Genomic DNA, 19,514 nt, shown 5'->3' with positions numbered 1-19,514 from the left:
GTCTATAACCCCGCGGTTATCACTCCGGGGGCGGGGGGGCGTGGTTTTTTCCCCGGGGGGGCGGCGGGGGGGGGGGGGGGGGGGGGGGGGGGTGTGGGGGGGGGGGGGGGGGGGGGGGGTGGGGGGGGGGGGGCCCCCCCGGGGGGGGGGGGGGGGGGCCCCCGCCCCCCCCCGCCTCCTGTCCGGCTGTTCCAGCGTTACGCGCTGACGACTGCCTTGTCGTCCAGGCGCTCGCCCGACTCGGTGTCGAAGGCGTGCACGTGGCCCTGCTTCGGCGTGATCACGATGGTGTCGCCGATCGACGGGTGCGAGCGACCGTCGACGCGGGCGACGATGTCGGTGCGCTGGCCGTTCACGTCGGCGTGACCGTAGAGGTAGCCGTCGGCGCCGAGCTCCTCGACCACGTCGACCGTCACCGGCAGGCCCTCGCCCGAGGTCGACACGATGACGTCCTCGGGGCGGATGCCGACGGTGATGTTGCCGGAACGGGCGTTCGACAGGGTGTCGCGGTCGAGCGGGTGGTTCAGCGTGCCGAACCGGATGCCGCCCTCGATGACGTCGGCGGGGAGCAGGTTCATGGCCGGCGAACCGATGAAGCCGGCGACGAACACGTTGTTCGGCTTCTCGTACAGGTCACGCGGCGAGCCGACCTGCTGCAGGATGCCGTCCTTCAGTACCGCGATGCGGTCGCCCATGGTCAGGGCCTCGGTCTGGTCGTGCGTGACGTAGACCGTGGTGACGCCGAGACGACGCTGCAGCGACGCGATCTGGGTGCGGGTCTGGACGCGGAGCTTGGCGTCGAGGTTCGACAGCGGCTCGTCCATGAGGAACACCTGCGGCTGACGGACGATCGCACGGCCCATCGCGACGCGCTGACGCTGACCACCGGAGAGCGCCTTCGGCTTGCGGCCGAGGTACTGTTCGAGGTCGAGGAGCTTCGCGGCCTCCTGCACGCGGGTGGCGCGCTCCTCCTTGCCGACACCGGCGATCTTGAGCGCGAAGCCCATGTTCTCGGCGACGGTCATGTGCGGGTACAGCGCGTAGTTCTGGAACACCATCGCGATGTCGCGGTCCTTCGGCGGGACGTCGGTGACGTCGCGCTCGCCGATGCGGATCGCGCCGGAGTTGACCTCTTCGAGGCCGGCGAGCATGCGCAGGGAGGTCGACTTGCCGCAGCCCGAGGGGCCGACGAGGACGAGGAACTCGCCATCGGCGACGTCCAGGTCGAGGGAGTCGACCGCGGGGCGGGTGCCTCCGGGGTAGAGACGGGTTGCCTTGTCGTAGGTGACGGACGCCATGAGCGTTCGATCCTTCCTTCACCGGCAGGTACGTGCCGGACGATCCGTAGTGAAGCGGTTGCCCGTGGGGGCCCCGGATGGTCGTCGTCGACCATCGTTGCTCATACAACACGACTTCCCCCGCCAGCGCCAGTGCCGGTCCGACCTGGTTGGCTGGTCCCAGGAAGGACCACTACGATCGGCGGGTCCGTCCGGCGTACGGGGGAAGGCGAGGCCGTGCGGACGTCAGGATCAACGTGAGGACCATCGACGCATGACCAACCGCCCCGAGGGTGACGCACGCGCCGCGCGCAACGAACGACGAGAGGCCGCACGCCAGCGGGCCCAGCGAGCGCGAGCCCAGCAGAAGCGCCGGCAGCGCGGGACCCGCCTCGGGCTGCAGATCGGCCTCGGGGCCGTGCTCCTCGCCGCGGTGGCGGTCGTCACGCTGGTGCTGGTCGACTCGGTGCAACCCGCGGGTCCCGGGCCGTCGACGATGTCGCAGGGCGGCATCACCATCGGGCAGGACCTCGAGCCGGTCGACTCCGCCTCGACCCCGTCGCCGAGCGCGACCGGGGCCTCCGACCCGGTGCGGATCACGATGTACGTCGACTACCTCTGCGACACCTGCGCTCAGTTCGAGAAGGCGAACGGCGACTACATCGCGAGCCTGGTCGACTCCGGCGCCGCGACGGTCGACATCCACCCGGTCGCCGTGCTGACGAACCGGTCGCAGGGCACGAAGTACTCGCTGCGCGCCGCGAACGCCGCTGCCTGCGTCGCGGACCGGTCGCCCGGCCAGTTCTACGCCGTGAACCAGGCGCTCTTCGCGCGGCAGCCCGACCAGGGCACCTCCGGTCTCACCGACGCGCAGCTCGAGCGGCTCGTGACCGGCGTCGACGGAGTGCGGGACACGGCGGCGATCCGCGACTGCATCCAGGACCAGACCTTCGCCAAGTGGGTCGACGAGCGCACGGCCGACGTGACGGGTGGGGACATCCCCGGTTCGTCGCTCAGCGAGTTCCCCGGGCCGCCCCTGGTGCTCGTGAACGGCAAGCAGTACGAGCTGACCGCGCCGATCACCAACGACGACTTCCGCACCTTCGTGGTGTCGGCGGCGGGTGCGTCGGACGCGACGCCGTCGCCGACGGCCACGCCGACCCCCTCCGCGAGCGCGTCCGCCGGCTGACGTCGCGAGACGGTCGACCGACCGACGGACGGGAGGCTCCCCACCGGACCGGTGGGGAGCCTCCCGTCCGTCACGGCCGGGTCTACAGCTGCGAGCCGGGCACGCTGAAGGTGTCGCAGGCGGTCGCCCCGCGCTCGTAGCCCCGCGTGAACCACGCCTGGCGCTGCGCGCTGGACCCGTGCGTGAAGGAGTCGGGGTCGACCCGACCCGTCGCACGCTCCTGGATGCTGTCGTCGCCGACGGCGCTCGCCGCGGACAGTGCATCGGCGATCTGCGCCTGCGTGACCGGTTCGAAGAACGTCTCGCCGTTCGCGTCGCGGGTGGTCGCAGCCGATCCGACCCAGGAGCCCGCGTAGCAGTCCGCCTGCAGCTCGACGCGGACGCTGCCCGACGACGCTCCCGTGCCGGAGCGGTCCGTGTCGGCGAAGGTGCCCTGGAGCTGCTGCACGTGGTGCCCCCACTCGTGCGCGACGACGTACATCTGCGCCAGCGGGCCGCCGGACGATCCGTACCGGGACTGCAGGTCGTCGTAGAACGCGGTGTCGAGGAAGATCGCGCGGTCCGGCGGGCAGTAGAACGGGCCGGTCGACGCGGAGGCCTGGCCGCACCCGGTGTCCGTCGACCCGTCGAAGAGCCAGAAGCCCGGCGTCGTGTACGCGATGCCGAGGGCGTCGGCCTCGTCGGACCAGTACGCGTCGAGCGACTCCGCGGCGCCCTCCATCCGGCACTCCACCCGCTGGTTCGCGTCACGGCCGGTGCGGCACTCCTCGGCCGGCTGCACCGTCTCGTCCTGCTGCTGGATCTGCGTGGTGCCGCTCCCGTCACCGACGATGCCGCTGAGGTCGACCCCGGTGAACTGCGCGATGAGGAAGACCACGATCGCCGCGACGCCGACACCGCCGCCGCCGATCGCCGCCGTCCGCCCGCGGCGCTTCACCTTCCCGCCGCTGAGCTGCGAGTCCTCGTTGAACGTCATGCCGCCGACCGTACCCGCAGCCGACCCGCGTAGCGTCCGGTCCGTCGGCGACCCCGACACCTGTCGTACAACAGCACGCTCGACCCGGAAGGAAACAGCACCATGGTCACTCCGATCAGCACCGTCATGAGCCCCGCCCGCTACGTGCAGGGCAAGGACGCCATCACCCGCGTCGGGGAGTTCGTCGCACCGATCGGGAAGCGCCCGCTGCTCGTCGCCGACGACGTGGTGTGGGGCATCGTCGAGGACGCCGTGCGCACGAGCTTCGACGCCGCCGGGCTGCCGGTCGAGCGGGTGGGGTTCGGTCGCTTCGCCACCCCGCAGGCGATCGACGACCTCACCGCGAGGATCCGCGAGACGGACTCGGACGTGGTCGTCGGCCTCGGCGGCGGCTCGGCGATCGACGCCGCGAAGGCCTCCGGGCACCTCGCCGGGATCCGCTGGGCGAGCGTCCCGACCGCGGCGAGCACCGACGCCCCGACCTCAGCCCTCGCGGTCGTGTACTCGGAGGAGGGCGAGTTCATCGAGTACCGCTTCTTCCCGCACAACCCCGACCTCGTGCTCATCGACACGAAGCTCGTCGCGAACGCCCCCGTGCAGTTCCTCGTCGCGGGCATCGGCGACGCACTCGCCACCTGGGTCGAGGCCCGGGCGGCGAAGCGCGCGAACGCCGACACCATGGCGGGCGGGCTGCAGACCGAGACCGGCGTGGCGCTCGCGAGGCTGTCGTGGGAGCTCCTGCACGACAACGCGCTCCAGGCGATCGAGTCCGTGAAGGCGAAGGTCGTCACGCCCGCGCTCGAGAAGGTCGTCGAGGCGAACACCCTGCTCTCCGGGCTCGGCTTCGAGTCCGGAGGCCTGGCCGCGGCGCACGCCATCCACAACGGCCTGACCGCGGCACCTCAGGCGCACGGTCTCGCACACGGGCAGAAGGTCAACGTCGGCACGATCGCGCAGCTCGTGCTCGAGGGGGCGCCGGCCGACGAGATCGAGGACTTCGTCGTCTTCACCACGAAGGTCGGGCTGCCGAACACGCTGACCGAGATCGGTCTGACCGTCGACGACCGGGACGTGCTGCAGGCCGTCGCCGAGGCCGCCACCGTGGAGAGCGAGACCATCCACAACATGCCGTTCCCCGTGACCGCCGAGGCCGTCGTCGACGCGCTCGTCGCGATCGAGGGGATCTCCCGCAGCATCCGTGCCGCCCACGGACTCCCGGAGCCGGAACTGTACCGCGCCCACTGAGCGCGGACGGAGGGGGTGCGAGCAGCATGGCGGCATGGCCGACCTCGACGAACAGCACCCCCTCTTCCTCCTCGCGATGGACCAGCGGTCCTCGCTCCTGGAGCACACCTACGGCGACGAGTCCGGCGAGCCCGCTGACGACGCCGACGCCCAGCGTGTCCGCGAGGGCAAGCAGCTCGTGTACCGCGGCGTCCTCACCGCGCTCGCCGCGGGGGCGTCCCGTGCCCGCACCGGCGTGCTCGTCGACGAGCGCTACGGCGCCGACGTCGCCCGCCTCGTGCGCGAGGCCGGCCTGCAGCTGGCGATGCCGATCGAGCGCTCGGGCCGTGACTGGTTCGAACTCGAGTACGGCGACGACTGGCTCGCGCACGTGGACGCGTTCGACCCGGACTTCGTGAAGGTCCTGGTGCGCGACAACCCGGCGTTCGACGCCGCGGACCGGCAGGCCCAGGCCGAGCGGCTCGCCGAGGTCTCGCAGGCCCTGCACGACGCCGACCGGGCGTTCCTGGTCGAGCTCCTCGTCCCGGGCACCGACGAGCAGCAGGCGAAGGCCGACGACTACGACCGCGACGTCCGACCGGGGCTCGTCGTCGAGACGATCGGGTACCTGCAGGAGCACGGCGTCGAGCCGGACGTGTGGAAGCTCGAGGGCCTCGACCGCACCGAGGACGCCGAGCACGTCGTCGCCGCCGTCCGTGCCGGGGGTCGTGACCACGTGCAGTGCATCGTGCTGGGCCGCGACGCCCCGCAGGACCAGCTCGACCACTGGCTCCGGACCGCCGCGCCCGTCGACGGCTTCGTCGGCTTCGCCATCGGGCGGAGCAACTGGGAGGACGCGCTCGACGACGTCGTGCAGCGGGGGCTGGACCACGAGGCCGCCGAGCAGGTCATCGCCGCGAACTACCGGCACTTCGTGGACACGTGGCTCGAAGCACGGCCCGACGTCGTCGACGGGGTGGACGCCGGCGCCGCCTGAGCGCGTCACGCGGGCCCCGGCACCTGCCGGCGCCGACCGGTGTCAGGTGCGGATCAGCGGTTCCAGCGCCGCCAGGTCCGCACCGATGCCGACGTCCACGAGCTCGATCCGGCCCGCGAGCGTCGCACCGGGGCCGGTCAGCAGGCCCGCCTTCACCCCGCCGAACGTCACGGTGACGTCGGCGTGCAGCACGTGGTCGTCCGCCACGGCACCGGTGTCGACGTCGATGCCGCTCGGCACGTCGACGGCGACGACGAACGGGGCGCGCTGGTCGCGGGCGAGCTCGCGGATCGCGTCGACGACCTGTCGGGCTGGGGAGCGCAAGGGGGTCCCGCTGCCCGCCCCGATGCCGAGGATCCCGTCGAGCACGAGGTCCGCCTCGGCGGCGGCCTCGGCGGCGACCGCCGCCAGGCGGTCCGCGTCGGGGGTCGCGGCCGCCCGGAGGATGTCGGCAGCACCGGCAGTGCCGGTGCCGGTGCCCGTGTCGGACGGGCCGTCCAGGAGGCTCGCCCCGGCGTCCAGCGCCGCTGCCAGGCCCGCCTCGTGGACGCGTGAGCCGACGCGCAGCACCGCCACGCGCCTCCCGTCCGACGCCAGGCGCGCTCCCGCGAACAGGGCGTCGCCGCCGTTGTCGCCGCTGCCGACGAGCAGCAGGACCGACCCCGGGCCGTCCTGCGGACGGACCGCCGGATCGTCGAGGAGCTCACCGACGATGCGGGCCAGCCCGTCCGCCGCTCGCTGCATGAGGGGTTCCCCCGCCTCGAGGTGCGGCCGCTCCGCCGCCCGGACCTGATCGCCGCCGTAGCCGTCCATGGGCACCACACTGCCCCGGTAGCCTGGTGACGCCATGTCACTCGTCCCCGAAGCGCCCCGTCCCCGTGCCGTGATGTCCCCGGACGGCCTGAAGCTCGCGACGTACGACTTCGGCGACCCGGACGCCCCCGTGGTCGTCGCCGTGCACGGGTTCGCCTCGGGCGCGGTCCTCAACTGGCACGCCTCCGGGTGGACCCGCGACCTCGTCCGCGCCGGGTACCGCGTCGTCGCACTCGACCAGCGCGGGCACGGTGCCTCGTCGAAGCCGCACGACCCGGCCGCGTACTCGATGGACCTGCTCGTCGCCGACGTGACGACCGTCGTCGACACCTACCTGCTCGACGACGTCGCGTTCCTCGGGTACTCGCTCGGGGCCCGCGTCGGCTGGCACACGGCGGAGCGGATCCCGGACCGGATCTCACGGGCCGTGCTCGGCGGGATCCCCGACGCGGATCCGATGCGCCGCGTGGCCGTCGACCAGGCGAAGGCCTACATCGCCGACGGCACGCCGGTCGAGGACCGGGTGACGAACGGGTACCTGCAGATGGCGGCGAACGTCGAGGGGAACGACCTGCGGGCGCTCGTCGCGATGGTCGAGGGGATGCGGAACAGCGTCGAGCCGACGCCCGAGAACGCGCCCGCGCAGCCGATCCTGATGGCGGCGGGCAGCGAGGACGGCATCCGGGACAGCGCCGTGCGGTTGGCCGAGGCGGCGCCGGACGCGTCGTTCTTCGAGATCCCGCGCCGGAACCACTTCAACGCGCCGACGTCGCGCGACTTCCGGGAGCGCGCCATCGCGTTCCTGTCCGACGGGCGCTGAGGGGGCAGTGCTGACGCCCTGACGGGCACTGGCAGGTCCCCGCTGGCGAAGGCGACCGGGCGTAGCGTCCCCGCCATGGACTACAGACTCCTCGGCAACAGCGGGACATCGGTGTCGACGCTGACCCTCGGCACCATGACGTTCGGCAGTGAGGCCGACGAACCCACCTCCCACCAGATCCTCGACACGTTCGTCGCAGCGGGCGGCACGCTCGTCGACACCGCGGACGTGTACTCCGGCAACGAGTCCGAGCGCATCATCGGCCGGTGGCTCGCCGCCCACCCGACCGAGGCACAGCAGGTCGTCCTCGCGACGAAGGGCCGGTTCCCCCAGGGCGACGGTCCGAACGACCTCGGCCTGTCCCGCCGGCACCTGCGCGTCGCCCTCGACGCGTCGCTCGAACGGCTCGGCGTGGAGCACATCGACCTGTACCAGATGCACGCGTGGGACGCCCTGACCCCGATCGAGGAGACCCTGCGCTTCCTGGACGACGCGGTGTCCGCCGGGAAGATCGGCACCTACGGCTTCTCGAACTACCTCGGCTACCAGGTCACCAAGGCCGTGTACGAGGCGAAGGCCCACGGCTGGGCACCGCCGGTGACGCTGCAGCCCCAGTACAACCTGCTCGTGCGCGACATCGAGCACGAGGTCGTCCCGGCGTGCCTGGACGCCGGGATCGGCCTGCTGCCCTGGTCGCCCCTGGCCGGAGGCTGGCTCTCGGGCAAGTACCAGCGCGACGAGGCGCCGACGGGCTCGACACGGCTCGGCGAGGACCCGCAGCGCGGCATGGAGGCGTGGGAGGCCCGGAACGCCGACGAGCGCACGTGGAAGGTGCTCGACGCGGTGTCCGACGTCGCCGACGCGCACGGTGCCTCGCGGTCGCAGGTCGCCCTCGCCTGGCTGCTCGCACGCCCCGCGGTGACGAGCGTCATCCTCGGCGTCCGGACGGTGTCGCAGCTCGAGGACAACCTCGGTGCGGCTGACCTCGTGCTCACCGACGACGAGCTGCAGGCCCTGACCGACGCGAGCGCTCCGCGGATCGACGACTACCCGTACGGCACCGCCGGCGTCGCACAGCGCGAGCGCCGGATCACGGGCGGTCGCTGAACGCCAGCGGGGCGCTGCGGCACTCAGCGAGAGCGCAGACGAGGCGGCCGCTTCCTGCAGATCCGTGCGGCTTCGCGCGATTCGGCCCGGAAGCGTGGACACGTCACCGGGCATGGTGTCACCATCGAAGTACGGCCGGCTGGTTACCGCGTCGAGCGCCCGGAACGCCTCCTGATCCGTGTTCCGCGTGTACCGGAGGGCCCGGACGACACCCGTCCGGGCCCTCCGTCCTGCGCAGTGCTGGGGCCGGCAGCGGGACTCGAACCCGCAACCCCCGTATTACAAGTACGGTGCGCTACCAATTGCGCCATGCCGGCTGACGCGCCCATCCTAGCGGCGAGCGCGCCGGGGGCTCATTCGCTCTGCTCGGCGAAGTTCAGCGAGAGCGAGTTCATGCAGTAGCGGTCACCGGTGGGGGTGCCGAAGCCGTCGGGGAACACGTGCCCGAGGTGCGAGCCGCAGTTCGCGCAGCGGACCTCGGTGCGGACCATGCCGAGCGACTTGTCCTCGATGAGCTGGACCGCCTCGGGCCGCACGGACTCGTAGAACGACGGCCAGCCGCAGCCGGAGTCGAACTTCGTGCCGCTCTGGAACAGCTCCGCGCCGCACGCTGCACACGTGTAGATGCCGGCGCGCTCCTCGTCGAGCAGCTCGCCCGTCCACGGACGCTCGGTCCCGGCCTGCCGGAGCACGGCGTACTGGTCCGGGGAGAGCTCCTCGCGCCACTGGGCGTCGGACTTGTCGACGTTGTACGCCATTGCTTCCTCCTGCTTCCGGTCGGGGCTCGATGGTGATGCCCGACCCCTTCAGTAAACTCGCGACGATGTCCGAGCATTCCGTCCGCCACGCCCGCTGGACCCGCCTGACGACGGACGAACTGTACGGCATCGTGCGGCTGCGGAACCGCGTCTTCGCGCTCGAGCAGCGGGTCACCGCCGACGACTTCGACGGCCGTGACCGTGAACCCGACACCGAGCACTGGTGGTTCGGAGCGGACGACGATCCGGTCGGGTACCTCCGCCTGGTCCGGCCCGCAGCCGACGAGGAGCACCCGGCGGGCTCGCCGCCGCCGGCCTGGGTCGTCGGCCGGGTCGCCACCCACCCGGGCCACCGCGGGCAGGGGATCGCCGGACGCCTGGTCGCCGCCGTCCTCGACGCACACGGGCACGAGCCGTTCGTCCTGCACGCCCAGGAGTACGTCGCGGGCCTCTACGAACGCCACGGCTTCGTCCGGTTCGGTGTGCCGTACGACGAGGCCGGCATCCGCCACGTCGGCATGCACCGCCCGTGACGGGCACGCGCGAGCGGTACGCCGCCTACGCGGAGCGCATCGGCCCGGTCTCGCCGTCGTACGCGGCCTGGGCGCGGTCCGTCGACGACGACCTGGTCGCGCTCCTGGACACGCTGCCGGCGCAGCAGCGGCAGCCGGAGCTCGTGTTCGCGGTCGCGCGGCGACTCGGCGCGGACCCGTCGGACCCCGGGGCGCTGCGTGCACTCGGACGGGAGGCCCGCCCCGCGCTGGTCACGGCCCTCACCACCGCCACGGTGCAGGCCAACGACCCGCGGCGGCTCGGCCCCGTCGTCCCGGTCCTGCAGGCGCTCGCCGCGGCATCGGCGCAGGCCGGCGACCCGCGGCCGCTCGGACTCGTCGACGCCGGGGCCGCCGCCGGGCTCTGCTCGATCCCGGACCGGGTCACGCTCGACCACGTCGTCGCGGGGTCGCCCGACGCCGGTCGCGCCCCCTCGCGGACGCTGCACCCCGGTGCCCGGGGGCGCGACGTCCGCTCAGGGGCGCGGTCCGACCGCGTCCGGGTGCACACCGCCGTCGCCGAGCCGTCGGTGCACCTGACGGTCGAGGCCAGCGGGACGCTCCCCGAGCCGTCCGGCACCCCGATCCGGATCGGGGCGCGGGTCGCCCTCGACCCGAACCCGATCGACCTCGCCGAGCCGGGGGCGTTCGACCGTCTGGTGGAGACCGTCCCGCCCGAGGCGACGGACCGCACCGCCCTGATGCGCGAGGCAGCGCGTGCGACGCTCGCCGTGCCTCCCGTCCGGATCCGGGGCACGCTGCCCGGTGACGTCGACCGCGCACTGGACGCCCTGCCGGACGGCGTCCGACCGGTGGTGCTCACCACCGGGACCCTCGTCTATGTGCCGGGACCCGACCGGCAGCGCGTGGTCGACCGCCTGCGGGAGCGGGGCGTGCACTGGGTCGCCCTCGAGCGCACCGGGATCCTGCGCGGGGTGGCCGCGACGCTGCCGGACGACGTCGACCCGGCGGACCCGGACGCGTTCGCGACGGTCTCGCTCGACGGTGTGGCGCTGGCGGTCTGCGACCCGTTCGGCGTGCGCGTCCGGTGGTTCCGGCGACCGGGAGCCTGAACCGGGTCTCGCGACAGTCCAGCCGCGTACCAGGGTCGGACCGCCGGGCACCCCTACGATGTGCGAGACCCGTGACCGAACCGTGACCGGAAGTGCCGTGACCGCCCTCCCCACCGACGAGCTCAGCGAGCTCGACCAGCGCGTGCTCGCGTTCGAGCACGACCGGGCGCGACACGACCGCACGAAGGAAGCGGAGATCCGGGTCGAGTTCGACATGTCACCGGCGCGCTACTACCAGGTGCTCAACCGCGTGATCGACCTGCCTGCCGCGCTCGCTCTCGACCCGCAGCTGGTCGGTCGGCTGCAGCGGCTCCGCCACGAACGCACCCGAGCACGAGCGGCGCGCGCGTTCGTCGCCCCCGCGCCCGATCCCCGTGAAGAGGAACGATGACCGAGAGATACCCGCGAGACCGGTTCGACGAGGTCTCCGACGGCCCCCGGGTCGGAGCGCACCGCGGTGCCCGTCGTCGTGGACGCGGGTGGATCGCGTTCGCCTGGGGTGCCCTCGCCACCGGCGTGCTCGTGCTCGTCGGTGTCCTCGTGCTCGCGCTGCTGAACGGGAGCTACTCGTTCCCGGGCTCGACCTCGTCGCCGCGTCCCTCGTCGAGCTCCTCCGCGTCGGCCGCGCCCTCGGAGTCGCCGTCCGACGAGCCGTCCGCGCCCGCGTCCGAGGAGCCGAGTGCGGCGGAGCCGTCGGCGCAGGGCGCGACGAGCGTGGTCGTGCTGAACGGCACGACGACCACCGGTCTGGCCGCCCGCGGCCGCACCGCACTGACCAGCGCCGGCTGGAAGGTCGCGTCGACTGGCGACGCCGGGACGACGGGGGCGACCACGTCCGTCGTCTACTACCAGGAGCCCGACCAGCAGGCCGTGGCGCAGGGCGTGGCGAAGGCCCTGGGCATCGCGACGGTGGAGCAGTCCTCGGCCTTCCCGAACGCCGACGTCAGCGTGGTGCTCGGCGCCGACTACGGCGGCTGACGGGCTCGTCGGGACCGCGCCGACGCGCGCTGTGTGACGGCGGTGTTTCGGGCACGTTGATTCTTGACGGAATCGGCGTGGAAGAACGTCACACCTCTTGCCTTGCAGCGGTTGTTGCACGAGAGTCATCGCCAGACGGCGACGGCGTCGTTCGCAACAGCAGCACCAGGGAGCAAGAGATCATGGCCAACGGAACCGTGAAGTGGTTCAACGCCGAGAAGGGCTTCGGCTTCATCACCGTGGATGGAGGGGGCCAGGACGTGTTCGTGCACTACTCGGCAATCGACATGTCGGGCTACAAGGTCCTCGAGGAGGGCCAGGCGGTGACGTTCGACGTCGGCACCGGGTCCAAGGGCCCGCAGGCCGAGGCGGTCCGTCCCGCCTGAGTCCGGGACCACCCGTCGACGCGCCGTCCCCTCGGGGGCGGCGCGTTCGTCTTGTGCGGTGCCGTGGTCGCGGGGCCCGCACCGCCCGGGCGGGCTGGTGGACCCGGTGCCGCACCGTCACCTGGGAAGTCGGGCCGTGCCTCCCGGCTGTGTTGCACTCGCACTCGGCGAGTGCCAGAATCGGCGTTGGCACTCGCTCACGCTGAGTGCCAGCACGACCCCCATGACGACGTCCGGGAGGGACGAGAAACTCACATGGCTAAGATCATTGCTTTCGACGAGGAGGCCCGCCGTGGCCTCGAGCGCGGCCTGAACATCCTGGCCGACGCCGTGAAGGTGACGCTCGGCCCGCGCGGCCGCAACGTCGTCCTCGAGAAGAAGTGGGGCGCCCCCACGATCACGAACGACGGTGTCTCCATCGCCAAGGAGATCGAGCTCGACGACCCGTACGAGAAGATCGGTGCGGAGCTCGTCAAGGAGGTCGCCAAGAAGACCGACGACGTCGCCGGTGACGGTACGACCACCGCGACCGTGCTCGCCCAGGCGCTCGTCCGCGAGGGCCTCCGCAACGTCGCCGCCGGTGCCGACCCCGTGTCGCTCAAGCGCGGCATCGAGAAGGCCGTCGCCGCCGTCTCCGACCAGCTCCTCGCCAACGCGAAGGACATCGAGACCAAGGACCAGATCGCCGCCACCGCGTCGATCTCGGCCGCTGACTCCACCATCGGCGAGCTCATCGCCGAGGCGATCGACAAGGTCGGCAAGGAGGGCGTCGTCACCGTCGAGGAGTCGAACACCTTCGGCACCGAGCTCGAGCTGACCGAGGGCATGCGCTTCGACAAGGGCTACCTGTCGCAGTACTTCGTCACGGACCCGGAGCGCCAGGAGGCCGTCTTCGAGGACCCGTACATCCTCATCGTCAACTCGAAGATCTCCAACATCAAGGACCTGCTCCCGGTCGTCGACAAGGTGATCCAGGCGGGCAAGCAGCTCCTGATCATCGCCGAGGACGTCGACGGCGAAGCCCTCGCGACCCTCGTCGTGAACAAGATCCGCGGCATCTTCAAGTCCGTCGCCGTCAAGGCCCCGGGCTTCGGTGACCGTCGCAAGGCCATGCTGCAGGACATCGCGATCCTGACCGGCGGCCAGGTCATCTCGGAAGAGGTCGGCCTCAAGCTCGAGAACGCGACCCTCGACCTGCTGGGCAAGGCCCGCAAGGTGATCATCACCAAGGACGAGACCACGATCATCGAGGGTGCCGGCGACGACGAGCAGATCGCGGGCCGTGTCCGTCAGATCCGCTCCGAGATCGAGGCGACCGACTCCGACTACGACCGCGAGAAGCTCCAGGAGCGCCTCGCGAAGCTCGCCGGTGGCGTGGCCGTCATCAAGGCGGGTGCCGCGACCGAGGTCGAGCTCAAGGAGCGCAAGCACCGCATCGAGGACGCCGTCCGCAACGCGAAGGCCGCCGTCGAGGAGGGCATCGTCGCCGGTGGTGGCGTCGCGCTCATCCAGGCGTCCGTCGCACTCGACTCGCTCGACCTGCAGGGTGACGAGGCGACCGGTGCGAACATCGTCCGCGTCGCGATCGACGCGCCGCTCAAGCAGATCGCGCTGAACGCCGGTCTCGAGCCGGGCGTCGTCGCCGCCAAGGTCCGCGAGCTCGAGTCGGGTCACGGCCTCAACGCCGCGACCGGCGAGTACGTCGACCTGGTCGCCGCGGGCATCATCGACCCGGCCAAGGTCACGCGCTCGGCGCTGCAGAACGCCGCGTCGATCGCCGGTCTGTTCCTCACGACCGAGGCCGTCGTCGCCGACAAGCCGGAGAAGAACCCGGCCATGCCGGCCGGCGACCCCACGGGTGGTATGGACTTCTAGTCCCGGTAGCCGGAAGGGCCCCGCACGCGCTGCGTGCGGGGCCCTTCCGCGTGCGGGGGCGGGAGTGGGGTGGGGTGGGGTGGGGTTCACCCAGCGGGCCATTTCCGTCACGCTCAGCCCGTCCTGGCGACGGATCGCGCTCGCGCGACCGTCACCGCGCGGCATGTCCTGCTCGCTCACTGCGACGCTCTGTCCCGCACAGGAGGCTCGACCTGCGTCGTTCTCCACAGTGCGGGCCGCTTCGGGCTGGTTCCGGCGCCGAGTGGGCGATCCTCGCAGACGTGCCCCAGCCACCACCACTCCCCGTCCCGTTCGGCCAGACCACCTTCGCCGTCGGTGACGCACTTCGTGCAGGCATCGGCCCCGAGCGGCTCCGTCGCAGTGACCTCGTGACACCCCTCCACGGCGTCCGCGCTCCCGCCGGCACCCACGTCAGCAGGATCGAGGCGGTGGGTGCCGTCCTCCGGCCGGGGCAGCGCTTCAGCCACGTCACCGCCGCTCGGCTCTGGGGTGCACCGGTACCGCGAGCGCTCCGCGACGACGACACCGTCCACGTCTCCTCCGAGCACGACGTGGCGATGCGGCGCGCCGGGGTCGTCGGCCATCGTTCTCCGAGCACGGAAGTCGCGTCGAGTCCGTACGGACCGGTGAGTCCACCAGCCCGGGCCTGGTTCGAGTGCGCCGAGACGTTCTCCGTCGCGGACCTCGTGGCGCTGGGGGACCACGTGGTGGGGAAGGCCGGACTCGCCACGCTCGACGACCTCGCTGCCGCGATCCGACCCGGTGCACGAGGCGTCCGGACGGCACGGCTCGCGCTCGACCGGATCCGCGTCGGTGCAGAGTCGGCGATGGAGTCGCACCTCCGGCTCGGCGTGGTCGACGCCGGGTTCCCGGAGCCCGAGCTGAACGTCGACGTGCACGATGCAGACGGGCAGTTCCTCGGACGGGTGGACATGGCCTGGCCGACGTACCGGATCGCCCTGGAGTACGACGGTGATCACCACCGCGATCAGGACACCTACCGACACGACCAGCGCAGGAACAACGGCTTCACGGTCAACGGATGGCTCGTGATCCACGCGACCGCTGTGGATCTTGCTCGCCCGGCGGTGTTGTTCGAACGGTTGCGCCGTGCGTTCGCCGATCGAGCGGGCAAGACACGCCGCGGGTGATGCGCCCCTCGGGTCTGTCCGGTCGGGTGGAGGGCCCGATCGTGCCAGATCGTGCGCGCCCGGCAAGCCAGCCGGCGGGCCGGGCGGGCGCCGTCAGGCGGCGGGGGACTTCGGGGTGGGGGTGTAGTCGCGGGGGAGCAGGGGGAGCCAGACGCGGAACGTGGCGCCGCCGCCCTCGGTGTCGAAGACCTCGACGGAGCCGTTGTGCGCGTGCACGATGCCCGAGACGATCGCGAGACCGAGGCCCGATCCGCCGGTGTCCCGCGCGCGTGAGGTGTCGGCACGCCAGAAGCGCTGGAAGATCTTCTCGCGCAGCTGCGGCGGGATGCCCTCGCCGTGGTCGATGACGTCGATGTGCGCCATGCCGCGGTCGTCGTCCACGCCGATGCCGATCTCGATCGGGTCGTCGTGCGCGGTGAAGCGCATCGCGTTGCCCATCAGGTTCGTCACGACCTGGCGGATCTTGTTCTCCTCCGCCAGGACGATCGGCGGACGAGCGGGCAGCACGACGGTCGGCAGGGGTGTGGTCTCGTCGGTCGGCACCGTACCGTCGACGCCCATGGCCCGGGTGCGTCGGGCCCGGAGCCGCGCGATGGTCTGCCGCGAGAACGCGATCGGACCGGTCGTGTTGGCCGACGGCGGGGACACCGGGGTCTCGCCGGTGTCGTGCTGCCCGAACGCGCCGGGTCGAACGGCCTGCGGCACGCTGACACCGGTCACGGCGTCCTCGACCAGCACCTGGATCTCACGGTCGGGGTTCGACGCCATGGTGTCGAGCGCCGAGTCGCGGGCGATGGCGACGAGGTCGACCGGGCCGAGCTCGAGCGGCTTCGACTCGTCGATGCGCGCGAGCTGGAGGAGGTCCTGCACGAGCAGGCCCATCCGCTGCGCTTCCTTCTCGATGCGGTCCATCGCCTGGGCGACGTCCTCCTCCTTGCGGAGCGCCCCCATCCGGTAGAGCTCGGCGTAGCCACGGAGCGACACCAGCGGCGTCCGGAGTTCGTGCGAGGCGTCACCCACGAAGCGACGCATCTGGTCGATGGTGCGCTCGCGGTCCTCGAACGCCGAGTCGATCCGCTCGAGCATCGCGTTCAGGGAGCGGTTGAGCCGGCCGACCTCGGTGTTCGGGGTGTCCGCCTCGAGGCGCTGGTTGAAGTCACCCGCAGCGAACCGTGCGGCGGTGTCCTCCACGTCGCGCAGCGGGTCGAAGGTGGCCGTCACGAGGAGCCGGGTGAGCATCGCGCCGAGCAGGATCACCGAGATGCCGAAGCCGAGGAAGATCACCGTGAAGCGCGCGATGGTCTGGTCGGTGTCGGCGCTCGACACGGCGACGAGCACGTACCCGGTCTCCGACGTGCCGCTCGACTGGTTCTGCAGCGACGCCGGGATGACCTGTGCACGCCACTCGTGGTCGTGCTGGCTGTCGTACAGCGAGAACCGCTGCGAGTTCTGCGCCGCGGCGGCGAAGTCGAGCGACCGGATGTCCGGCCGGCTGGACGCACGGGTCTGGCAGATCTTGTCGCCACGGGAGTCGTAGGCGGCGACGTAGGCGCTCTGCGACAGGACGATCGACAGCGTGCAGTACTGCTGGCCGTCGCTGATGTTCTGGCCCTCGAGCTGCTCGGTGGTCTGCTTGACGGTGTTGTCGAGCTGCTGCATCAGGTACGTCGACAGCACCGTCATGGTGCCGAGGCCGGCGACGAGCAGTCCGAGCGCGACGAGGAGCACCGTGATCCCGGTGATCTTGGTGCGGAGGGAGATCCCGTCCCACCAGCGGCTCATTCGCGTGTGCATGCTGCCCCAACGATAAGCGGCGACCGCCCGGTGAAACCGGACGGTCGCCGTGTACCCGACGTCAGGACGCCTTGGTCGCCTTCAGCATGTAGCCGAAGCCGCGCTTCGTCTGGATGATCGGCTCGGTCGAGTACTGGTCGAGCTTGCGACGCAGGTACGAGATGTAGGACTCGACGATGCCCGCGTCGCCGTTGAAGTCGTACTCCCACACGTGGTCGAGGATCTGCGCCTTCGACAGCACGCGGTTCGGGTTGAGCATGAGGTAGCGCAGGAGCTTGAACTCGGTCGGGGACAGCTCGATCTGCGCGTCGCCGATGGTGACCTCGTGGGTGTCCTGGTCCATGGTGAGCTCGCCGGCGCGGATGATCGCGTCCTCTTCGTCGTTCATCGTGCGCCGGAGGATGGCCTTGATGCGGGCGACGATCTCGTCGAGCGAGAACGGCTTCGTGACGTAGTCGTCGCCGCCGACCGTGAGCCCGGTGATCTTGTCCTCGGTGTCGTCCTTCGCGGTGAGGAACAGGATCGGCGAGGTGTACCCGGACGAGCGGAGGCGCTTGGTCACGCCGAAGCCGTTCATGTCGGGGAGCATCACGTCGAGGATGATCAGGTCGGGCTCCTCCTCGAGCACGGCCGAGATCGCCTGGGCCCCGTTGCCGACCGCACGGACGGCGAACCCGGCGAAGCGCAGCGAGGTCGTGAGGAGGTCGCGGATGTTCGGCTCGTCGTCGACGATCAGGATCTTGGGGCCATCGGTCATGGACCCATCCTCTGACCGTTCCCTAGAGGTTTCCTGGGAGCGCGTCGTGTGGTGGCTACGCGGCTGCCAGGACCTGGTCGGCGTCGAGGATCGTGTAGGCGTACCCCTGCTCGGCGAGGAACCGCTGGCGGTTCTGCGCGAAGTCCTGGTCGACGGTGTCGCGCGTCACGAGCGTGTAGAACGACGCCGGGAGGCCGTCCTTGTTCGGACGGAGCAGACGGCCGAGGCGCTGCGCTTCCTCCTGTCGGGAGCCGAACGAGCCGGACACCTGGATCGCGACGGTCGCGTCGGGCAGGTCCACCGAGAAGTTCGCCACCTTCGAGACCACGAGCACGTCGATCGAGCCCTCGCGGAAGGCCTGGAACAGCCGCTCGCGCTCGTCGACCGGGGTCGATCCGGTGATCTCGGCGGCGTCGAGCGACGCGGCGAGGTCGTCGAGCTGGTCGATGTACTGCCCGATCACGAGGATCTGCTCACCGTGGTGCTTCTCGATGAGCTCGCGCACGACCGGGGTCTTCGCGGGGGAGGTCGCCGCCATCCGGTAGCGCTCGTCGTCGCCCGACGCCGCGTACTCCAGGCGGTCCTGGTGCGGCAGGTCGATGCGGACCTCGTAGCAGGCCGCCGGGGAGATGTAGCCCTGCGCCTCGATCTCCTTCCACGGGGCGTCGTAGCGCTTCGGCCCGATGAGCGAGAACACGTCGCTCTCGCGGCCGTCCTCGCGCACCAGGGTCGCCGTGAGCCCGAGTCGTCGCCGTGCCTGCAGGTCGGCGGTGAGCTTGAACACCGGCGCGGGGAGCAGGTGGACCTCGTCGTAGACGATCAGGCCCCAGTCGAGGGCGTCGAGCAGCGACAGGTGCGTGTACTCGCCCTTCCGTCGGGCGGTCAGGATCTGGTACGTCGCGATGGTGACCGGGCGGATCTCCTTCGAGGTGCCGGAGTACTCGCCGATGTCCTCCGGGGACAGGGTCGTCCGGCGCAGGAGTTCGTCGCGCCACTGCCGGGCGGACACGGTGTTGGTGACGAGGATGAGCGTCGTCGCCTTGACGGTCGCCATCGCCCCGGCGCCGACGAGCGTCTTGCCGGCACCACAGGGCAGCACGACCACGCCGGACCCCTGCGCGAAGAAGGTGTCGACGGCCTGCTCCTGGTACGGCCGCATGTGCCAGGATGCCGTGTCGAGGTCGATCGGGTGCGGCTGCCCCGGCGTGTAGCCCGCGAGGTCCTCCGCCGGCCACCCGAGCTTCACGAGCTCCTGCTTGACCTGCCCGCGGGCCCAGGGCTGCAGCTCGATCTCCGAGGGGGAGCGCTGGTCGCCGAGCAGGGGCTTGATGCGCTTCGACCGGGTCACCTCGGCCAGGACCGACGGGTCCTCGGCGGTGAGGAGCAGGAGCGGCTGGCGCTCGAGCTCCTCGGTCGGGGAGTTCGCGATCGCCGGGGCGTCCTCGCGTTCCTCACGCCGGATGACGAGCCGGCCGTAGCGCGAGACGGTGTCGCGGATGTCGACGGTGACGCTCTGCGGGACCGGGAACTTCGCGAACCGCTCGAGCGTGCCGATCATCGACTCGGCGTCGTGCCCGGCCGCGCGGGCGTTCCACAGGCCGAGCCGCGTGATCCGGTAGGTGTGCACGTGCTCCGGGGCGCGTTCGAGCTCGGCGAACGCCGCGAGCTCGTGCCGGGCGTCCTCGGCCTGGGGGTGGGCGACCTCGAGGAGCACGGTGCGGTCACTCTGCACGATCAGCGGTCCGTTCATGACGGATCAGCCTAGGC

20 protein-coding genes and 1 tRNA gene are annotated in these 19,514 nt (G+C 71.4%); 12 read left to right on the top strand and 9 right to left on the bottom strand.

Annotated features, from left to right (window positions below):
* Positions 1-197: 197 nt before the first annotated feature.
* Positions 198-1,298 carry an ABC transporter ATP-binding protein gene (locus ABIC52_RS14325; protein WP_126891637.1) on the bottom strand — a complete coding sequence of 367 codons (1,101 nt, stop codon included), beginning with the start codon at positions 1,296-1,298 and terminating at the stop codon, positions 198-200.
* Between the two features lie 253 nt (positions 1,299-1,551).
* Here ABIC52_RS14325 and ABIC52_RS14320 point away from each other — a divergent pair, with 253 nt between their 5' ends.
* The gene (locus ABIC52_RS14320) at positions 1,552-2,466 is read left to right on the top strand and encodes a DsbA family protein (protein ID WP_250368002.1); all 915 of its coding nucleotides are present in this window, start codon (positions 1,552-1,554) and stop codon (positions 2,464-2,466) included.
* An 82-nt stretch (positions 2,467-2,548) separates the two neighbouring features.
* On the opposite strand, the gene ypfJ is transcribed toward ABIC52_RS14320, so the two are convergent.
* A complete protein-coding gene (ypfJ, locus tag ABIC52_RS14315) occupies positions 2,549-3,442 on the bottom strand; it encodes a KPN_02809 family neutral zinc metallopeptidase (RefSeq protein ID WP_209675421.1) in 894 nt (297 codons plus the stop codon).
* Between the two features lie 102 nt (positions 3,443-3,544).
* Between ypfJ and ABIC52_RS14310 the strand changes: the two genes are divergently transcribed.
* Entirely contained in the window at positions 3,545-4,687 is a 1,143-nt protein-coding gene (locus ABIC52_RS14310; RefSeq protein WP_209675419.1) for a glycerol dehydrogenase, read from the top strand.
* A 34-nt stretch (positions 4,688-4,721) separates the two neighbouring features.
* Positions 4,722-5,663 (top strand): 2-deoxy-5-keto-D-gluconate 6-phosphate aldolase domain-containing protein, encoded by a 942-nt coding sequence (locus tag ABIC52_RS14305; protein WP_354027643.1) that lies wholly within the window; start codon positions 4,722-4,724, stop codon positions 5,661-5,663.
* 42 nt (positions 5,664-5,705) lie between these two features.
* Here ABIC52_RS14305 and ABIC52_RS14300 read toward each other — a convergent pair whose 3' ends face one another.
* A complete protein-coding gene (locus tag ABIC52_RS14300) occupies positions 5,706-6,512 on the bottom strand; it encodes an NAD(P)H-hydrate epimerase (protein ID WP_354027642.1) in 807 nt (268 codons plus the stop codon).
* Between ABIC52_RS14300 and ABIC52_RS14295 the strand changes: the two genes are divergently transcribed.
* Positions 6,511-7,296: an alpha/beta fold hydrolase gene (locus ABIC52_RS14295; RefSeq protein ID WP_126892670.1), complete on the top strand. Its 786-nt coding sequence runs from the start codon at positions 6,511-6,513 to the stop codon at positions 7,294-7,296. The two genes, ABIC52_RS14300 and ABIC52_RS14295, sit on opposite strands and share 2 nt — an antisense overlap.
* Positions 7,297-7,371: 75 nt before the next feature.
* The gene (locus ABIC52_RS14290; protein WP_354027641.1) at positions 7,372-8,403 is read left to right on the top strand and encodes an aldo/keto reductase; all 1,032 of its coding nucleotides are present in this window, start codon (positions 7,372-7,374) and stop codon (positions 8,401-8,403) included.
* Between the two features lie 241 nt (positions 8,404-8,644).
* Here ABIC52_RS14290 and ABIC52_RS14285 read toward each other — a convergent pair.
* Together ABIC52_RS14285 and msrB are read right to left on the bottom strand one after the other, a co-directional pair.
* Positions 8,645-8,720, bottom strand: a tRNA-Thr gene (locus tag ABIC52_RS14285).
* 36 nt (positions 8,721-8,756) lie between these two features.
* The gene (msrB, locus tag ABIC52_RS14280; RefSeq protein ID WP_126892672.1) at positions 8,757-9,161 is read right to left on the bottom strand and encodes a peptide-methionine (R)-S-oxide reductase MsrB; all 405 of its coding nucleotides are present in this window, start codon (positions 9,159-9,161) and stop codon (positions 8,757-8,759) included.
* Between the two features lie 65 nt (positions 9,162-9,226).
* Here msrB and ABIC52_RS14275 point away from each other — a divergent pair, with 65 nt between their 5' ends.
* From ABIC52_RS14275 to groL, 6 genes are all read left to right on the top strand, one after another.
* Positions 9,227-9,694: a GNAT family N-acetyltransferase gene (locus ABIC52_RS14275; protein WP_209675416.1), complete on the top strand. Its 468-nt coding sequence runs from the start codon at positions 9,227-9,229 to the stop codon at positions 9,692-9,694.
* A complete protein-coding gene (locus tag ABIC52_RS14270) occupies positions 9,691-10,785 on the top strand; it encodes a DUF2332 family protein (RefSeq protein WP_354027640.1) in 1,095 nt (364 codons plus the stop codon). The genes ABIC52_RS14275 and ABIC52_RS14270 overlap by 4 nt, the downstream gene beginning before the upstream one ends.
* Positions 10,786-10,882: 97 nt before the next feature.
* Positions 10,883-11,176 (top strand): DUF3263 domain-containing protein, encoded by a 294-nt coding sequence (locus ABIC52_RS14265; RefSeq protein WP_238638234.1) that lies wholly within the window; start codon positions 10,883-10,885, stop codon positions 11,174-11,176.
* The gene (locus tag ABIC52_RS14260; RefSeq protein ID WP_354027639.1) at positions 11,173-11,763 is read left to right on the top strand and encodes a LytR C-terminal domain-containing protein; all 591 of its coding nucleotides are present in this window, start codon (positions 11,173-11,175) and stop codon (positions 11,761-11,763) included. The genes ABIC52_RS14265 and ABIC52_RS14260 overlap by 4 nt, the downstream gene beginning before the upstream one ends.
* A 182-nt stretch (positions 11,764-11,945) precedes the next feature.
* On the top strand, positions 11,946-12,149 hold the full coding sequence (locus ABIC52_RS14255) for a cold-shock protein (RefSeq protein WP_066656547.1): 204 nt from the start codon (positions 11,946-11,948) through the stop codon (positions 12,147-12,149).
* Positions 12,150-12,404: 255 nt separating this feature from the next.
* Positions 12,405-14,024: a chaperonin GroEL gene (gene groL, locus ABIC52_RS14250; protein ID WP_126892314.1), complete on the top strand. Its 1,620-nt coding sequence runs from the start codon at positions 12,405-12,407 to the stop codon at positions 14,022-14,024.
* A gap of 176 nt (positions 14,025-14,200) precedes the next feature.
* Here groL and ABIC52_RS14245 read toward each other — a convergent pair whose 3' ends face one another.
* Complete coding sequence (locus ABIC52_RS14245; protein ID WP_209823847.1) at positions 14,201-14,629, bottom strand: hypothetical protein; 429 nt, start codon at positions 14,627-14,629, stop codon at positions 14,201-14,203.
* 42 nt (positions 14,630-14,671) lie between these two features.
* On the opposite strand from ABIC52_RS14245, the gene ABIC52_RS14240 reads away from it, so the two are divergent.
* Complete coding sequence (locus ABIC52_RS14240) at positions 14,672-15,196, top strand: putative endonuclease domain-containing protein (RefSeq protein ID WP_354027638.1); 525 nt, start codon at positions 14,672-14,674, stop codon at positions 15,194-15,196.
* 93 nt (positions 15,197-15,289) lie between these two features.
* On the opposite strand, the gene ABIC52_RS14235 is transcribed toward ABIC52_RS14240, so the two are convergent.
* The 3 genes from ABIC52_RS14235 to ABIC52_RS14225 form a co-directional block, all read right to left on the bottom strand.
* Positions 15,290-16,990, bottom strand: a complete 1,701-nt coding sequence (locus tag ABIC52_RS14235; RefSeq protein WP_209675402.1) for a sensor histidine kinase — start codon at positions 16,988-16,990, stop codon at positions 15,290-15,292.
* 61 nt (positions 16,991-17,051) lie between these two features.
* Complete coding sequence (locus ABIC52_RS14230) at positions 17,052-17,747, bottom strand: response regulator transcription factor (RefSeq protein ID WP_069713320.1); 696 nt, start codon at positions 17,745-17,747, stop codon at positions 17,052-17,054.
* A gap of 55 nt (positions 17,748-17,802) precedes the next feature.
* On the bottom strand, positions 17,803-19,497 hold the full coding sequence (locus tag ABIC52_RS14225) for a DNA repair helicase XPB (RefSeq protein ID WP_126892318.1): 1,695 nt from the start codon (positions 19,495-19,497) through the stop codon (positions 17,803-17,805).
* Positions 19,498-19,514 lie beyond the last annotated feature (17 nt).

It is taken from the genome of Curtobacterium oceanosedimentum (assembly GCF_040545555.1).
Taxonomy (GTDB): Bacteria; Actinomycetota; Actinomycetes; order Actinomycetales; family Microbacteriaceae; genus Curtobacterium.
Note: the sequence above shows the minus strand (reverse complement) of the source record. Positions and strands in the feature narration are given on the sequence as shown.

Coding starts and splice junctions, on each gene's coding strand:
- ypfJ (WP_209675421.1), bottom strand. CDS start 3,442: ATGACGTTCAACGAGGACTCGCAGCTCAGCGGCGGGAAGGTGAAGCGC.
- ABIC52_RS14290 (WP_354027641.1), top strand. CDS start 7,372: ATGGACTACAGACTCCTCGGCAACAGCGGGACATCGGTGTCGACGCTG.
- ABIC52_RS14260 (WP_354027639.1), top strand. CDS start 11,173: ATGACCGAGAGATACCCGCGAGACCGGTTCGACGAGGTCTCCGACGGC.
- ABIC52_RS14305 (WP_354027643.1), top strand. CDS start 4,722: ATGGCCGACCTCGACGAACAGCACCCCCTCTTCCTCCTCGCGATGGAC.
- ABIC52_RS14320 (WP_250368002.1), top strand. CDS start 1,552: ATGACCAACCGCCCCGAGGGTGACGCACGCGCCGCGCGCAACGAACGA.
- ABIC52_RS14230 (WP_069713320.1), bottom strand. CDS start 17,747: ATGACCGATGGCCCCAAGATCCTGATCGTCGACGACGAGCCGAACATC.
- ABIC52_RS14235 (WP_209675402.1), bottom strand. CDS start 16,990: ATGCACACGCGAATGAGCCGCTGGTGGGACGGGATCTCCCTCCGCACC.
- ABIC52_RS14300 (WP_354027642.1), bottom strand. CDS start 6,512: ATGGCGTCACCAGGCTACCGGGGCAGTGTGGTGCCCATGGACGGCTAC.
- msrB (WP_126892672.1), bottom strand. CDS start 9,161: ATGGCGTACAACGTCGACAAGTCCGACGCCCAGTGGCGCGAGGAGCTC.
- ABIC52_RS14275 (WP_209675416.1), top strand. CDS start 9,227: ATGTCCGAGCATTCCGTCCGCCACGCCCGCTGGACCCGCCTGACGACG.
- groL (WP_126892314.1), top strand. CDS start 12,405: ATGGCTAAGATCATTGCTTTCGACGAGGAGGCCCGCCGTGGCCTCGAG.
- ABIC52_RS14245 (WP_209823847.1), bottom strand. CDS start 14,629: ATGGCCGACGACCCCGGCGCGCCGCATCGCCACGTCGTGCTCGGAGGA.
- ABIC52_RS14295 (WP_126892670.1), top strand. CDS start 6,511: ATGTCACTCGTCCCCGAAGCGCCCCGTCCCCGTGCCGTGATGTCCCCG.
- ABIC52_RS14325 (WP_126891637.1), bottom strand. CDS start 1,298: ATGGCGTCCGTCACCTACGACAAGGCAACCCGTCTCTACCCCGGAGGC.
- ABIC52_RS14310 (WP_209675419.1), top strand. CDS start 3,545: ATGGTCACTCCGATCAGCACCGTCATGAGCCCCGCCCGCTACGTGCAG.
- ABIC52_RS14255 (WP_066656547.1), top strand. CDS start 11,946: ATGGCCAACGGAACCGTGAAGTGGTTCAACGCCGAGAAGGGCTTCGGC.
- ABIC52_RS14225 (WP_126892318.1), bottom strand. CDS start 19,497: ATGAACGGACCGCTGATCGTGCAGAGTGACCGCACCGTGCTCCTCGAG.